Raw genomic sequence first — 14468 nt, 5'->3', positions numbered from 1 at the left:
GCTAGTTTTTAGAACTCTTCCTACTGCAACTTTTGTTTCTTTATAATACTTTTTTTCTTTTATGTACTCTCTTTTTGTGACAACTTGAACATATCAAGCGTTTTTTCTTTTACTTATTTTTGCGCCAGTTGGTATTAAAACTTTTTTAAATTTTTCTATCATAAAATGTCCTTTTTTTATTAGTATAAGTATTATACTAAATTATTTTAAAAAACAAAATAAAAAAATATTTTTTTTATAAATTTTTGGTAAAAAACGCACTTTTAAAAAGTAAAAGTGCGTTAGTATAATAAATTACTGAAAGTTTAAAATTTAATACTAAAACAGGTAAAATTCAATCAATTTCACAAGTGCTTAGAAATCTATATCAAATTGATGTGTCAACACATAATACAAAGATAAAAGATAATGAACCAAATCAAAAAAATTACAAAAATTTAAAAAACAAATTTGATAAAATTAAAAATAAACCGGCATTTAATTTACCTATTACATTAACACATACAAAAATACATGATTTTCTTGATTCATCATATGAAACGGGTAGAATTTTACCCTCAAATTTAGGTGTTTTTGTTGCAAATGCACTAGCTTGAGAATTTAAAAAACAAATGATTCAAGGTCAAGAGTTTTCAACATTAGATAATACAATAGGATTAATTAATGCAGGAGAAATAAGGTCTGATTTAGAAACTGGAAATTTAAATTATGGTGATCTTTTGACAATTTCTCCTTTTGGTAATCGAATTACTTCTATAAAACTAACTGGTGAGCAATTAATTAAGGTACTTCAACAAGGTTTGTCAAAAGGTAAAACGGGTGGTTTTGCTCAACTTTCATCAAATGTATCTTATAATCTTAATGTTATAGAAACAATTAATAAAAAGACTAAATTAATTGAATATATTTGAGTACCTAATCAAAAATCCTTTTTGATTAACAATAAGCCAATTATACCGACAAATCAATATTTTATTGTAACAAATGATTATTTAGTAGTTGGTGGTGATAATTATTCCAAATTAAATCTAAACTTTGAAAATAATAAATTGCAGCAGGTGTACGAAGGTGGTAAATTAATCGATACAATTATTGAATTTGGTCAAAAAATTACAAATAAAAATCAAAAATTGAATGAGTCAAACTTTGAAAAACCTATTACTGAATTTATTAACAAAAAAATTAAAGCAAAACAAATCGTAAATCTTCCTGAAAAAGCAAAAACAAAAATTAATTAAAAACACAACTTAAATAGTTGTGTTTTTAATTAAGAATTATAATTCGATTACTTGTCCACCATGTTTTTCAATAGCTTCTTTAGCGCTAGCAGAAGCTTTGTTTACATAGATAGTGAATTTTTTAGAAACTTCACCATTACCTAATAATTTAATTGGTAAATTTCTTTTAACTAAACCTTCTTCAAAAAGTTTTTCTACTGATATAACTGCATTATTTTCAAATCTTGCTTCAAGATCTTTAAGATTTATAACTTGGTATTCAATGTGATTAACATTATTAAATCCTCGTTTTCCAATACGACGGAATCATGGTAATTGACCACCTTCAAACCCTAATCTGTGCCCTTTACGTTTATTTTGTCCAGATTGCCCTTTTCCTGCTTGTTTACCTTTACCAGCAGCGTGTCCACGACCTTTACGGTGTTTTTCTGGTCTTGAACCTTCTGTAAATTTTAATGAATGTAATTTAATTGCCATTAGTTTTTAAGTTCCTTTGCATCTTTATCTCTTATTTCAGCAATTTGTTCTGGTGTTCTTAAAGTTTTAAGAGCTTTTACTGTTGCTTTAACAACATTAGCTTTTGAACGTGAGCCATATGTTTTTGTAACAATGTCTGAGTATCCTGCTAATTCAACAACCGCACGAACTGTTCCAGAAGCAATAAGTCCTTTTCCTTTTGCAGCTGGTTTTAACATAACTTTTGATGCTAAAAACTTAGCATTAACTTCATGAGGTATTGTTCCAGTTTTTTCATTTAAAGGTACATTTACTAAATTATTTTTTGCATCTTTAACTGCTTTTTTAATAGCATCTGGAACTTCATTAGCTTTACCATGACCATAACCAACACTACCTTTTTTGTTTCCGATAACAACGAATGCTGAGAAACTAAATCTTCTTCCACCTTTAACAACTTTTGTTACACGTGCAATATCAATAACTTTTTCTTGATATTCTGATTCAATTTTAGAACGACGATCTGTTTTAGGTCTTGAAGTTCTTCTTGGACGAAATTCTTGATTTGAGTTTTCTGTGTTTTTATCTTTTTGAGTTCTTGGAGTTCTTACTTTTTTAGCAGAAACTTCTTGTGTTCCTGTTTGTTCAACTTTTTTTTCTTTATTTTCTGTTGTCATAATTAGAATTTAACTCCTTTTTCTCTAACAGCTTCAGCAAAAGCTTTTACACGTCCGTGGAAAATATATCCACCACGATCAAATACAACTTCTTTAATTCCTAATGAAGCGATTTTTTCACCCATTAATGTACCTAATTTTGCAGCAGCATCTTTATTACCACTATATTGTGTATCTTTTAAAGTAGAAACTGAAACTAATGTGTGTCTTTTTGTATCATCTATTAATTGTGCGTAAAAGTTTTGGTGTGATTTAAATACATTTAAACGTGGTTTTGTTTCTGTTCCAAAAATTCTGAAACGAGCACGTTCATGTTTAATTTTTCTAGCTTTATTTCTTGATAATTTTGCCATAATTTAAACCTTATAAACAACTTATTTTTTAGAAGCTGTTTTCCCTTCTTTACGTCTAATTTTTTCACCCTTATATGAAATACCTTTACCTGAGTACACACTTGGTCTTCTTATATCACGAATAACTGAAGCAAAATGTCCTACATTTTGTTTGTCAATTCCTGATACTGTCAATTCTGTTGGTTTAGTGATTGTAACTTTTAAATCACTTGGAACTTCTAATCTAAAAAGGTGACTATATCCAGCTGAAACAACTAATGTTGTACCTTCTAAAACAGCTTTAAATCCAACCCCTTTAATTTCTAATTCTTTTTTATAACCTTGTGAAACACCTACTATCATATTTGAAATATGTGAGTTTGTTGTTCCATGTAATTGTTTTGTGTGCTTTTCTTCATTTGCACGTAATGTTGTAACTTGATTATCTTCAACAACAACTTTAATTAATGGACTAAATTCTCTTGATAATGTTCCTAAAGCACCTTTTACAGTAACTTTTGAACCTTCTACTGTAACACTTGTTCCAGCAGGAATAATTAAAACACGATTTCCTACACGAGACATAGAATTACCTATCAAATGTAAGCGATAATTTCACCACCTACATTTTCCTTTCTAGCTTGAGAACCTGTCATTAAACCTTTTGATGTAGAAATAATTACTGTACCATAACCTGAAATAATTGATGGAATTTCTTCTGATTTTACATATACACGTAAACCTGGTTTAGAAACTCTTTTAATACCAACTATTGCTGATTGACCTTTTTTATATTTTAAAACTACTAATAATACTTTTTTTGTTCCTTCACCTTCAACTGAATATGAAGTAATGTACCCTTGAGATTCGATTAACTTAATAATAGCTTCTTTTTTTCCTGAATATGGAATTGAAACTGTTTTATGTTTTCTAGCGTTTGCATTTTTAATACGAACTACTAAATCTGAAATTGGATCTGTAATAAACATAATTATCAACTCGCTTTCTTCATACCTGGAATTTTACCTTCATATGCAAGGTTTCTAAAGCAGATACGACATACTTTGTATTTTCTTAAAACTGCATGAGGACGACCACATAATTCACAACGTGTATAAGCACGTGATGAGAATTTAGGGTGACGTTTTGCTTTTGCGATTAAAGCTTTTCTTGCCATTATTTAGCTCCTTTTTTCTCAAATGGTACACCTAATAATTCTAATAAACTTCTTGCTTCTTGATCATTATTAGCAGTTGTTACAATAATAACATCTAACCCTTTAATACGACGAATTTTATCAAATTCGATTTCAGGGAAGATAATTTCTTCTTTAATTCCTAAAGCAAATGTTCCTCTACCATCAAATGCTTTTGGATTAACTCCACGAAAATCACGCACACGTGGAAGTGCAATATTAATAAGTTTTTCTAAAAAATCTCACATTCTATCTCTACGAAGTGTAACTTTTCCACCCATAGGCATTCCTTCACGTAATTTTCATGAAGCGTTTGATTTTTTAGCTTTTGTTTCGAATGGTTTTTGTCCAGATATTAAAGTTAATTCTTGTAACACTTCTTCAATAGCTTTTGAATTTGATACTTCTTTACCAGCAGTCATGTTTAATACAATTTTTTCAATTCTAGGAACTTGCATTAATGATGAGTAATTATATTTTTCTTTTAAAGCAGGAACTGCTTTTTCTAAATAAACTTTTTTTAACATAATTAATTAATTTCCTTTTGAGTTTTTCTTACAACTCTCACTTTTTTACCATCTTTAATTTTGTATCCTAATTTTGAGAATTGATTTCCATGTGATTTTGAAGCTTTTTTAACTAAATATGCAACATTTGACGCATGTATTGGTGCTGCAAATTCTGTAATTGAACCGTCATTATTTTGTTGTGAAGGTTTATTGTGTTTTTTAACAATATTAACACCCTTAACTACTACTCTGTTTTTTGAGTGTAATACTTTTTCAATTGTTCCAATTTTTCCTTTTTCTTTACCTGAAATTACAATAACTTCATCATTTTTCTTAAATTTAATTTTACTCATAATTTAATCCTTTTTTATAAAACCTCAGGTGCTAATGAAACAATTTTAGGGAATTTTTCACGTAATTCACGAGCTACTGGCCCAAATACACGTGTTCCACGTGGTGTTAAATCTTCTTTAATAATAACAACAGCGTTTTCATCAAAACGAATGTATGTACCATTATTACGGTGTGTTCCATATTTTGAACGAACAACAACTGCTTTAACAACTTGACCTTCTTTTACCATACCATTAGGGATAGCTTTTTTAACTGAACATACAATAATATCACCTATTTTAGCAACTTTTTTCTTTGAACCACCTAAAACACGAATAACACCAATTTCTTTTGCACCAGAGTTATCAGCAACATTTGCTCTTGATAATTCGTGTAACATTATTTACTTCCTTCTTTTGATTGAGAAATAGAAACTAATCTAAAGTGTTTTGTTCTTGAAAGTGGTCTTGTTTCCATAATAACAACAATATCACCTAATTGTGCTATTTCTTGTTCATCATGTACTGCAAATCTTTTTGTAGATTTGAAACGTTTTGAATATAATGGGTGTTTTTTGTATGTATCAACTGCAACAATAATTGTTTTTGCAGATTTACCTGCTGAAACAACTGTCCCAGTTAAAGTTTTTCTTGTATTTCTTTCCATAACTATTTAGCTCCCTTTTTTTCATTTAAAGCTGTAAGTACTTTTGCTATGTCGGTTCTTATTACTTTAATTTTGTGTGTTTCTTTTAAATCACCAATTGCATTTTTGTATCTTAAAGTAAATAATTCAGCTTTTAATTGGTTAACTAATTCTACCAACTCTTTTTCTGATTTATTTTTTAAATCTTTATAAAGCATTATTCTTGTTCTCCTTTTTTAGATACTATTTTTCATTTAACTGGTAATTTGTGACCTGCTAAACGTAAGGCATCACGTGCTATTTCTTCAGAAACACCACCTACTTCAAACATCATTGTATTAACTTTTACTGCTGTATATCATGAATCTGGTGTTCCTTTTCCTGAACCCATACGAACACCAATTGGTTTAGAAGTTTTTGAAAAGTGAGGGAAAATTCTAATAATAACTTGTCCTTCACGACCCATTCTACGTGTTGCAGCAATACGTGCTGATTCAATTTGACGAGAAGTTACTCATTGTGATGTAACTGCTTGTAAACCAAATTCACCGAATGCAACTGTATTTCCTTTTGTTGCTTTACGTTTGTCATGTTTAACTAAGAATGGTTTTCTGTATTTAGTTCTTTTTGGTTGTAACATTATTTATTACCCCCTAAAATTTCTCCTAATGAAACTCATACTTTAACACCAATAGCACCATAAGTTGTTCTTGCTGTTGCTGTTGCGTAATCAACATTTTGTCTTAATGTGTGTAATTTCATTTCACCTTCAGAATATCCTTCTGAACGAGCCATATCTACACCATTTAAACGACCACTAACCATTGTTTTAATACCTTTTGCTCCAGATTTCATCGCTAATCTAATAGCAATTTTTTGAGCTGAACGGAAACTTTCACGGTTTTCTAATTTTGTAGCGATCATTTCTGCAAGTAATCTTGCATTTAAATCAGGGTTTTTTAATTCTACAACTTGAATATTAAGATTTAATTTTCTATTTTTTAGGAATTTTTGTAAAGAAAGAGTTAATTCTTGAACATTTTTTCCTTCTTGTCCTAAAACTGCTGCAGGTTTTACTGTGTGAACATAAACAGTAACTTTATTTTCTTTTGTTCTCTTAACTTGAACTTTTCCAATTTGGTATTGACGAACTAATTTATCAAAGAAATTATAAATTTTAGCATCTTCAACTAATAATGAACCAAAATTAGCTTTTTCAGCAAATCATGTTGTATTGTGTGCTTTTGTAACTCCATAACGGAATCCATTTGGATTAACTTTTTGACCCATTAGTTTTTCTCCTCTAAAACGATTGATAAATTAGAAGTTCTTTTTAAAATTGAATAAGCATTTCCTCTACTTCTTGGTTGGAATCTTTTAAGTGTTGGACCTTCATTTACATAAACTTCTTTTACGAATAATTTTGTTGCGTTCATTCCGTGGTTATTTGTTGCGTTAGCAACTGCAGAATTTAATAATTTAATGAAAATAGGTGCTGATTTTTTAGATGTGTTGTGTAAGATACCTAACGCAACATTTACATCTTTACCTCTGAATAAGTTAGCTACTAATTTAGCTTTTGAAACACTTACTCTTTGTAATTTAACATGCGCTTTTGCTTGTTGAGCCATTATTTTTTCTTACCTTTATCTGCACCATGACCAGAGAAAGTTCTTGTAGGTGAAAATTCTCCTAATTTATGTCCTACCATATCGTCTGTTACATAAACTTCATTAAATTGTTTTCCATTATGAACTGCAAATGTTAAACCTACAAAACTTGGGAAGATTGTTGAACGTCTTGATCATGTTTTGATTGGTTTTTTAGGTGCTTTACCTTCAATAATAGCATCTACTTTTTTAAGTAAATGATCATCGGCAAATGGACCTTTTTTAAGACTACGAGCCATTATTTAGCATCCTTTCTTCTTCTTAAAATAAGTTTATTTGAAGATTTTTTAGTTTTTCTTGTTTTAACACCAAGAGCTTTTTTACCTCATGGAGTAAGCGGAGCTTTACGACCAACTGGTTGTTTACCTTCCCCTCCACCATGTGGGTGATCTACAGGGTTCATAACTGATCCACGAACTGTAGGTCTAATTCCTTTATGTCTGTTAATACCAGCTTTTCCAACATTTACAAGTAAGTGTTCTTCGTTCCCTACAACACCAATTGTTGCACGACAACGTGCTAAAATACGACGTGTTTCACCTGATTTTAATTTTAAAACAACGTATTTACCATTTTCATCTTTACCAAGAATTTGAGCAGAAGTTCCTGCACTACGTGCAATAATTCCGCCACCTCCTGGTTGCATTTCTATATTATGAACAAATGTTCCTTCAGGAATATTTGCAAGTGGTAATGCATTACCCACAATAATGTCAGAAGCCTCACCTGAGTAAACTACTTGACCAACTTTTATACCTTTTGGAGCTAAAATATATCTTTTTTCTCCATCTGCATATGCTAATAAACAAATGTTTGCTGATCTATTTGGATCATATTCAATTGTTTTAACAATAGCAGGAATATTATCTTTGTTTCTTTTGAAATCTATTAATCTGTAGAATCTTTTTACACGTCCACCATGATGTCTAACTGTAATTTTACCTTGATTATTACGACCTGCACTGTATTTTAATTTCACTAAAAGTGATTTTTCAGGTGCATGACCAGATAAATTTTGTTTGAAATCAAGAGTTGACATATTTCTTCTACCATTAGTAGTTGGCTTGTGATATTTAATAGCCATGTCTTCTCCTTTGCTTAAAAATAGTCGCGGTTCTTTCTTTTAAGCACAAAATTCCGCTTTTAATTTAATATTTAATAAAATAATTAGATATAAATAAGCATCTAATTATGATAGGTGCATAATTATTCACCACCTACTTTACGTTTTGTTGTAGTTGCTTTTTTAACTGTTGAAGTTTTTGTTGCAACTGATTTTTTAGCAGCTAATTTTTGAGCAACTTTTGCTTCCACTTCTGAAGCTTTTTTCATTTTTGTTGATTTAACTTCGTCTGCTTTTAATTTATCTTCTTTTGATTGTTCTTCAGAAGGGATGTAGTTAATTTCTTGACCCTCAACCAATGTAACCATTGCTTTTTTATAACGATTTGTAAATCCGTGAAAACGACCAACATTTTTTGGTTTTTTATCTATTTTAATTGTATTTACTTTTGCTACTTTAACTTGGAAAATTGTCTCAACAGCTTCTTTAATTTGAAATTTATTTGCTGCAAAATCTACTTTAAATGTTAAAACTTGGTTTTTTGTTCTTAAGTAATCTGATTTTTCAGTTAAAATAGGTGACTTAATAATTCTTGTTAATTCCATAATTATCTAGCCTTTCTTTGTAAAATTTCTAAACTTTCATTTGAAATTATCATAACGTCAGCACCAATTAATGATTCAACTGTTATTGAATTTGCTTTAACAGTTTTTACATTTTGAAGGTTTTGTGATGATTTAAAAACAAATAAGTTTTCTGTAACAATTAAAATATGTCTTAAATTATTAACTTTTAATTCTTCTAATTTAGCAACAAGGTCTTTTGTTTTGATTGCTTTTAATTCTAAATCATTAACAATAACTGCGTTATCTTTTGCTAATAATGTTAAAGCAGAAACAAAAGCTGCATATTTAACTTTTTTATTAACTTTTAATGAATAGTTTTTATTTGTTTGTGGCCCAAATGCTCTACCACCACCTACTCATATTGGTGATCTTAAAGAAGCATGTCTTGCACGACCTGTACCTTTTTGTCTTCATGGTTTTTTACCACTTCCACTTACTTCGGCACGGTTTTTAACTTGGTGTGTCCCTTGTCTTCTTGAAGCTCTTTCTGAAAGAATTGAGTCAAAAATTGCCTGTTCATAGATTTTTTCACTATTAAAAAGTTCTTGTGGTAATTTAACTTCTTTAAAAGCAGGTTTACTTACTTTTTCTTTTTGAACTGATACTTTTACTGATTTTGAAGCAGTTTCTTTTTTAGTAGTTGATTTTTTAACTGTTGTTTTTTGTGTTTCAGCCATTATTTATCTCCTTCTTTAGATTCTGCTTCTTTAATTAATGCTTCTAATTCTGTTGAATGCATTCCTACTGTAACTTCAATTCCATATTTTTTAGCATGTTCAATAAGTTCATTCATTTTTAAAACTTCTTGAATATCAACTAATTTTATTTGTTCTTTATTTGGTAAACCTTTGATTGCTTGTTTAACTACAACAAATGATTTTTTAGGACCAGGAATTGATCCTTTAATTAATAATAAATTGTTAGCTGTATCAACTTTAACAATTTCTAAATTTTGTAATGTTGTTTTTACATTACCAAGGTGACCAGGCATTGTCATACCTTTAAAAACTCTGTTCCCTGAAATATCTCCAAGTGATCCAGTTTGTCTTACAGGCTGAGAACCTCCTCCTCCACCGTGTGATTTAGGTCCAATTGCTTGGTTATGTCTTTTAATTGTACCAGCAAAACCCTTTCCTTTAGAAGTTCCTGTAACATCTACAAGTTCTCCTGCTTTAAATATATCAGCAGTAATTGATTGTCCTAACTCAAAACCTGACATATTACGAACTTCTTTAACGAAGCGCTTAGGTGTTGTTTTAGCGTTTTTAAAATGACCTGTTTCTGGTTTGTTTGAACGACTTGCTTTTTTATCAAAAACTGCAAGTTGTGTAGCAACATAACCATTTTTGTCATTTGTTAAAACTTTAGAAACAACATTTGGTTGTACTTCTACAACAGTAACAGCTACTCTTGCACCTGTTTCTGTGAAAATCTGAGTCATACCAACTTTACGTCCTAAGATTCCTTTCATTTTAACTCCTTAATAATTTGATTACTTTACTTTTATTTGAATACCTACACCAGCTGGTAATTCTAATCTTTCGATTTTGTCTTTTGTTTTAGCAGATGGATTTGTAATAACTACTAATCTTTGGTGTGTTCTGCTTTCAAATTGCTCACGACTTGTTTTATTAACGTGAACAGATCTTAAGATGGTAACTTCATCTCTTTTTGTTGGTAAAGGAATTGGTCCACTAACTTTTGCTTTATCATCTTCTTTTGCTGCTAAAAAAACTTTTTTTGCAGCTGAATCAACAAGTGAGTGATCAAAACCTTTAATTTTGATATTTAATTTACTCATTTTTAGTTGTCTCCTTTGTTCGATTGTTGAACATAACTCCCTACAAAAACTTAATATTTTTGACAACATTAAAGATATTAACAACCTTGTAGTTCATAGTTATAGTTGCTTTTAGATTATATTACAAAATATAAAAAATAAAAACAATTTTAACAATGATTTTAATTGACAACTCCTTTTGGTGTATCACATATTTTTTTGGTAAATTTTTTGCATAAAAATTGCATAAAACCTCATTCAAAATAACAATTTTTTAATATTTTTAGTAAAAAATTTATATAATATTAATCTATGGAAACTAAATTAAAAAATCAATATACTGCTGATAGTATTCACCAACTAACTGGACTTGCTGCTGTTAGAAAACGTCCTGGAATGTATATTGGTGGTACAGATGTTAATGGATTGCATCATCTTGTTTGAGAAATTGTTGATAACTCAATAGATGAAGCTCTTGGAGGATTTGCTAATAAAATCAAAGTAGTTTTAAGAAAAGATGGTTCTGTTTTAATTTCAGATAATGGTCGTGGTATACCAGTAGAAAAAGCGAAAGGTCAAACTAAAACTGCTGTAGAGCTTGTTTTTACAACATTACATGCTGGTGGAAAATTTGATTCTTCTGCTTATAAGTCTTCTGGTGGTTTACACGGTGTTGGAGCTTCAGTTACTAATGCTTTATCTACAAAACTGATTGTAACTGTTGCAAGAAATGGTAAACTATATAGAACTGCTTTTGAACAAGATAAAATAATAGAAAGAACTACTGAAATTGGAAAATCAAAAACTACTGGAACAACTATTCAGTTTTGACCAGATTATGCTTTTTTTAAAAGAGCAAGACTTAACTTCGAAAGGATTTCAGAACGTTTAAAAGAAAGTGCTTTTTTAATTTCAGATTTGGAAATTGAGTTAATCGATGAAGAAAACAAAATTGAACAAAAATTTCAATACCAAAATGGTTTAGAGTCTTTTTTAGATTTTGTTAATGATGGTAAAAATCCAATTAACAAACCTATAACATTTAAAGATACAAAAAAAGATATAGAGGTACATGTTTCATTTCAATGAAGCGAAGGTTATAATGATTTAATTTTAAGTTTTGTTAACAATGTTAAAACCAAAGATGGTGGAACTCATGAAACAGGTTTTAAAACAGCACTAACAAGAACATTTAATGAATTTGCCGGAAAAGAAGGAGCACTTAAAAAAGGTGTTACATTTGATGGTGAAGATATAAGAGAAGGTTTAACATGTATTATATCATTAAAAGTACCTGAAAATTTATTAGAATTCGTTAGCCAAACTAAGGATAAATTAGGAACACCTGAAGCAAGACAAGTTGTAGATGATATTGTTTCAAAATATTTCCAACAATGAATCACAGAAAACAAAAAAGTTGCAAAAATTATTTTAGATAAAGTTAAAAAAGCCTACGAAATAAGAATAGATGAAAGAAAAAGAAAAGAAGAAGCAAGAACATCTAAAAAAAATCTAAAAGAAAAAGTTATCATTAGTGATAAATTAACACCTGCTGCTTCTAAAAAAGTTGAAGAAAGAGAATTATTTCTTGTTGAGGGTGATTCAGCTGGGGGTTCTGCTAAAAACGGAAGAGACAAAAATACACAAGCTATTTTACCATTAAGAGGTAAAGTTATCAATAGTGATAAAGCTAAAATAACTGATGTTTTAAAAAATAATGAAATTATTACTATTATAAATGCAATTGGTGCTGGTTTTGGTAAAGATTTTGATATTTCCAAAATCCAGTATGGAAAAATAGTTATTATGACCGATGCTGACACAGATGGCGCTCATATTCAAACACTTTTACTTACATTTTTCTTTAGATTTATGAAACCATTAATTGAGCAAGGCAAAGTTTTTATAGCTATACCACCATTATATAAATTAACTAACAAAAGTAAAAAAACAATACAATATTTATGATCAGATGAAGAACTTAGAGAAAAAATAGCACTTGAAAAAGGTGTTACAGAAATACAAAGATATAAAGGTCTTGGAGAGATGAATGCTGATCAACTTTGAGAAACAACAATGAATCCTGAAACAAGATCCTTAATTCAAATTTCTATTGATGATCTTTCATTAGCAGAAAGAAGAGTTACAATACTAATGAGTGATGATTCAAGTAAAAGAAGAGAATGAATTGAAAAAAATATTGATTTTGAAAATTATGATGATTATTTAGAAAAAATTGATGAAATTAATAAAAATAAAAAGTAGAATTAAATTTCTACTTTTTATTTGTTTTATTGTTAATTAATTACTCAACTGAAACTTCAGCACCAGCTTCTACTAATTTAGCACGAATACCTTCAGCTTCTTCAGGAGAAATATTTTCTTTAATTGTTGCTGGAACACCATCAACAACCTTTTTTGCTTCCATTAATGAAAGTCCTAAAACTTCTTGTACTGCTTTAATAACTGGAATTTTCTTTCCGTTATCTGCTTTTAAAACAACTTTAACACTTGATTTTTCTTCTGAACCACCTTCTGATGGAGCAGCAGCAACTGCCATAGCAGCCATTGGATCAATACCAAACTCTTCTTTCATTGCTTCTACAAGTTCCATAACTTCTTTAATTGACATTTCTTTTAATGATTCAATAAATGTTTCTTTTGTTAATTTTGCCATAATTATATTTCCTTTCTTAAATTAATTGATATTAAAAATTATTCTGATTTTCCTTCACTATACATTTTAAGTGAAAGACCAAGTTGTTGTAATGGTGACATCATTGTACGTGCAAGAATTGCAAGTGCTTCTTCGTATGAAGGAAGTGTAGCAACGTCTTTAACACCTTGTGCATCAAGAACTTTACCTTCAAATGTACCTGCTTTGATTGTCACTAATTTATGTTTTTTAGCAAAAGCTACTAATAATTTAGCACCAGCCATTCCATTTTCTTTTGAAAATAAGTAAATGTTTGGACCTACTAAATGATCTGCTAAATCTGATAAACCAACTTGTGATGAAGCAATTTTGAATAAACGATTTTTGTAAACTTTAACTTCAACTCCTGCTTCTGCTGCTTGTAATCTAAGTTCTTCTAATTGACTAACTGTTAAACCACGATATTCAGCGACTGCTAAGGAATGTGAATTTTTAATTTTATCAACTATTTCAATAACAACTTCTTTTTTAGCTGCTTTAAATTTTGATTCTGACATTTTGCCCCCTTTCAAAATTATGCAATACAAATTAAAGAATATACACTAGGTAACTAATTAAGTTATAAAACTGTTACTGTCTTTATGTATTGCTTGCTTATTATAATAAAAAACTTAATAAATTTAAATAAAATTTATATATTTTAGTAAAAATATTTGTTTATACCACTTTTAAGGTATTATTGTAATTATTTGTTAAGACAAAAGTACAAAATAGTATATTACAATTAATAAAACTAAATGTAAAAAATGTTAAAAATAGTATAAGTGATCTGACTGTTATAAGACCATAAAATTGACGAATAATCGATATAAAATTAAGAATAATTGATAAAATCCAAACTAATAAAACAAAAATCCTAAAGGCTAATGGTACTCATTTGTTTTTTGAAACATTATTAATTTTTATTTTATTTAAATTAAAAATCGGAAAAAGACAAACAATAAACAGGGACACAGATTTGAAACAATTATAATTTTAAAGCACTTCAAGTTTCTTGAGGTGTTTTTCAATTAAGATTTGATTGAAATCTTTCATTATTATATTTTACAATAAACGATTCAATTAATGATTTTAATTCTTTAAAAGTTATTTCCTTTATTTTGTTTAAATATAAACATTCTGTTTTTAATATCGAAAAGAAATATTCAACTTCTCTATTATCTAAGGAATTACCAACTCTAGACATTGAAATTTTTCCATTAATTTTATCAACTAATTTTTTATACTC

The 14468-nt window shown here is 29.0% G+C and carries 24 protein-coding genes and 1 pseudogene; 2 read left to right on the top strand and 23 right to left on the bottom strand.

The window, feature by feature from the left end; genetic code table 4:
- The first annotated feature begins 350 nt into the window (after positions 1–350).
- Positions 351–1238: a 5'-nucleotidase gene (locus tag BU00_RS04500; protein WP_051521845.1), complete on the top strand. Its 888-nt coding sequence runs from the start codon at positions 351–353 to the stop codon at positions 1236–1238.
- Between the two features lie 36 nt (positions 1239–1274).
- On the opposite strand, the gene rplO is transcribed toward BU00_RS04500, so the two are convergent.
- The 20 genes and pseudogenes from rplO to rpsJ all read right to left on the bottom strand — a co-directional run bounded on the left by rplO (position 1275) and on the right by rpsJ (position 10545).
- On the bottom strand, positions 1275–1715 hold the full coding sequence (gene rplO / locus BU00_RS0101980) for a 50S ribosomal protein L15 (protein WP_084477543.1): 441 nt from the start codon (positions 1713–1715) through the stop codon (positions 1275–1277).
- On the bottom strand, positions 1715–2371 hold the full coding sequence (rpsE, locus tag BU00_RS04495) for a 30S ribosomal protein S5 (RefSeq protein ID WP_027121276.1): 657 nt from the start codon (positions 2369–2371) through the stop codon (positions 1715–1717). The genes rplO and rpsE overlap by 1 nt, the downstream gene beginning before the upstream one ends.
- Positions 2372–2373: 2 nt before the next feature.
- Positions 2374–2724 (bottom strand): 50S ribosomal protein L18, encoded by a 351-nt coding sequence (gene rplR / locus BU00_RS0101970; RefSeq protein ID WP_027121275.1) that lies wholly within the window; start codon positions 2722–2724, stop codon positions 2374–2376.
- 21 nt (positions 2725–2745) lie between these two features.
- Entirely contained in the window at positions 2746–3288 is a 543-nt protein-coding gene (gene rplF, locus BU00_RS0101965) for a 50S ribosomal protein L6 (protein WP_027121274.1), read from the bottom strand.
- Between the two features lie 8 nt (positions 3289–3296).
- Positions 3297–3692, bottom strand: a complete 396-nt coding sequence (rpsH, locus tag BU00_RS0101960; protein ID WP_027121273.1) for a 30S ribosomal protein S8 — start codon at positions 3690–3692, stop codon at positions 3297–3299.
- A 2-nt stretch (positions 3693–3694) separates the two neighbouring features.
- Complete coding sequence (locus BU00_RS0101955) at positions 3695–3880, bottom strand: type Z 30S ribosomal protein S14 (RefSeq protein WP_027121272.1); 186 nt, start codon at positions 3878–3880, stop codon at positions 3695–3697.
- Positions 3880–4425, bottom strand: a complete 546-nt coding sequence (gene rplE, locus BU00_RS0101950; RefSeq protein WP_036458892.1) for a 50S ribosomal protein L5 — start codon at positions 4423–4425, stop codon at positions 3880–3882. The genes BU00_RS0101955 and rplE overlap by 1 nt, the downstream gene beginning before the upstream one ends.
- 2 nt (positions 4426–4427) lie before the next feature.
- Positions 4428–4760 carry a 50S ribosomal protein L24 gene (rplX, locus tag BU00_RS0101945; protein WP_027121270.1) on the bottom strand — a complete coding sequence of 111 codons (333 nt, stop codon included), beginning with the start codon at positions 4758–4760 and terminating at the stop codon, positions 4428–4430.
- A 14-nt stretch (positions 4761–4774) separates the two neighbouring features.
- Complete coding sequence (gene rplN, locus BU00_RS0101940) at positions 4775–5140, bottom strand: 50S ribosomal protein L14 (protein ID WP_027121269.1); 366 nt, start codon at positions 5138–5140, stop codon at positions 4775–4777.
- Positions 5140–5406 (bottom strand): 30S ribosomal protein S17, encoded by a 267-nt coding sequence (gene rpsQ, locus BU00_RS0101935; protein ID WP_027121268.1) that lies wholly within the window; start codon positions 5404–5406, stop codon positions 5140–5142. Before rpsQ ends, rplN begins: the two co-directional genes overlap by 1 nt.
- 2 nt (positions 5407–5408) lie before the next feature.
- Positions 5409–5603 carry a 50S ribosomal protein L29 gene (gene rpmC, locus BU00_RS0101930; RefSeq protein WP_027121267.1) on the bottom strand — a complete coding sequence of 65 codons (195 nt, stop codon included), beginning with the start codon at positions 5601–5603 and terminating at the stop codon, positions 5409–5411.
- The gene (gene rplP / locus BU00_RS0101925; protein ID WP_027121266.1) at positions 5603–6025 is read right to left on the bottom strand and encodes a 50S ribosomal protein L16; all 423 of its coding nucleotides are present in this window, start codon (positions 6023–6025) and stop codon (positions 5603–5605) included. The genes rpmC and rplP overlap by 1 nt, the downstream gene beginning before the upstream one ends.
- A complete protein-coding gene (rpsC, locus tag BU00_RS0101920; protein ID WP_027121265.1) occupies positions 6025–6675 on the bottom strand; it encodes a 30S ribosomal protein S3 in 651 nt (216 codons plus the stop codon). The genes rplP and rpsC overlap by 1 nt, the downstream gene beginning before the upstream one ends.
- Positions 6675–7016, bottom strand: coding sequence for a 50S ribosomal protein L22 (rplV, locus tag BU00_RS0101915; RefSeq protein ID WP_027121264.1), 342 nt, complete (start codon positions 7014–7016; stop codon positions 6675–6677). The genes rpsC and rplV overlap by 1 nt, the downstream gene beginning before the upstream one ends.
- On the bottom strand, positions 7016–7294 hold the full coding sequence (gene rpsS / locus BU00_RS0101910; protein ID WP_027121263.1) for a 30S ribosomal protein S19: 279 nt from the start codon (positions 7292–7294) through the stop codon (positions 7016–7018). Before rpsS ends, rplV begins: the two co-directional genes overlap by 1 nt.
- The gene (gene rplB, locus BU00_RS0101905) at positions 7294–8139 is read right to left on the bottom strand and encodes a 50S ribosomal protein L2 (RefSeq protein WP_027121262.1); all 846 of its coding nucleotides are present in this window, start codon (positions 8137–8139) and stop codon (positions 7294–7296) included. Before rplB ends, rpsS begins: the two co-directional genes overlap by 1 nt.
- Before the next feature lie 122 nt (positions 8140–8261).
- On the bottom strand, positions 8262–8723 hold the full coding sequence (rplW, locus tag BU00_RS0101900) for a 50S ribosomal protein L23 (protein WP_027121261.1): 462 nt from the start codon (positions 8721–8723) through the stop codon (positions 8262–8264).
- 2 nt (positions 8724–8725) lie between these two features.
- Positions 8726–9421 carry a 50S ribosomal protein L4 gene (gene rplD / locus BU00_RS0101895; RefSeq protein WP_027121260.1) on the bottom strand — a complete coding sequence of 232 codons (696 nt, stop codon included), beginning with the start codon at positions 9419–9421 and terminating at the stop codon, positions 8726–8728.
- A 134-nt stretch (positions 9422–9555) separates the two neighbouring features.
- A pseudogene (rplC, locus tag BU00_RS04490) lies at positions 9556–10215 on the bottom strand (50S ribosomal protein L3); the annotation flags it as partial.
- A gap of 21 nt (positions 10216–10236) precedes the next feature.
- Positions 10237–10545, bottom strand: coding sequence for a 30S ribosomal protein S10 (gene rpsJ / locus BU00_RS0101885; RefSeq protein ID WP_027121259.1), 309 nt, complete (start codon positions 10543–10545; stop codon positions 10237–10239).
- A 291-nt stretch (positions 10546–10836) separates the two neighbouring features.
- Here rpsJ and BU00_RS0101880 point away from each other — a divergent pair, with 291 nt between their 5' ends.
- Positions 10837–12789, top strand: coding sequence for a DNA gyrase/topoisomerase IV subunit B (locus BU00_RS0101880; RefSeq protein WP_036458888.1), 1953 nt, complete (start codon positions 10837–10839; stop codon positions 12787–12789).
- Between the two features lie 40 nt (positions 12790–12829).
- On the opposite strand, the gene rplL is transcribed toward BU00_RS0101880, so the two are convergent.
- From rplL to BU00_RS0101860, 3 genes are all read right to left on the bottom strand, one after another.
- On the bottom strand, positions 12830–13201 hold the full coding sequence (gene rplL, locus BU00_RS0101875; protein ID WP_027121257.1) for a 50S ribosomal protein L7/L12: 372 nt from the start codon (positions 13199–13201) through the stop codon (positions 12830–12832).
- A 38-nt stretch (positions 13202–13239) separates the two neighbouring features.
- Positions 13240–13737: a 50S ribosomal protein L10 gene (gene rplJ / locus BU00_RS0101870; protein ID WP_027121256.1), complete on the bottom strand. Its 498-nt coding sequence runs from the start codon at positions 13735–13737 to the stop codon at positions 13240–13242.
- Between the two features lie 470 nt (positions 13738–14207).
- On the bottom strand, positions 14208–14468 hold a 261-nt coding region (locus BU00_RS0101860), incomplete at its 5' end, for an integrase core domain-containing protein (protein ID WP_027121255.1).

The organism is Mycoplasma leonicaptivi ATCC 49890, from assembly GCF_000622205.1.
GTDB lineage: Bacteria > Bacillota_I > Bacilli_A > Mycoplasmatales > Metamycoplasmataceae > Mycoplasmopsis > Mycoplasmopsis leonicaptivi.
This window is presented reverse-complemented; position numbering and strand designations above follow the sequence as displayed.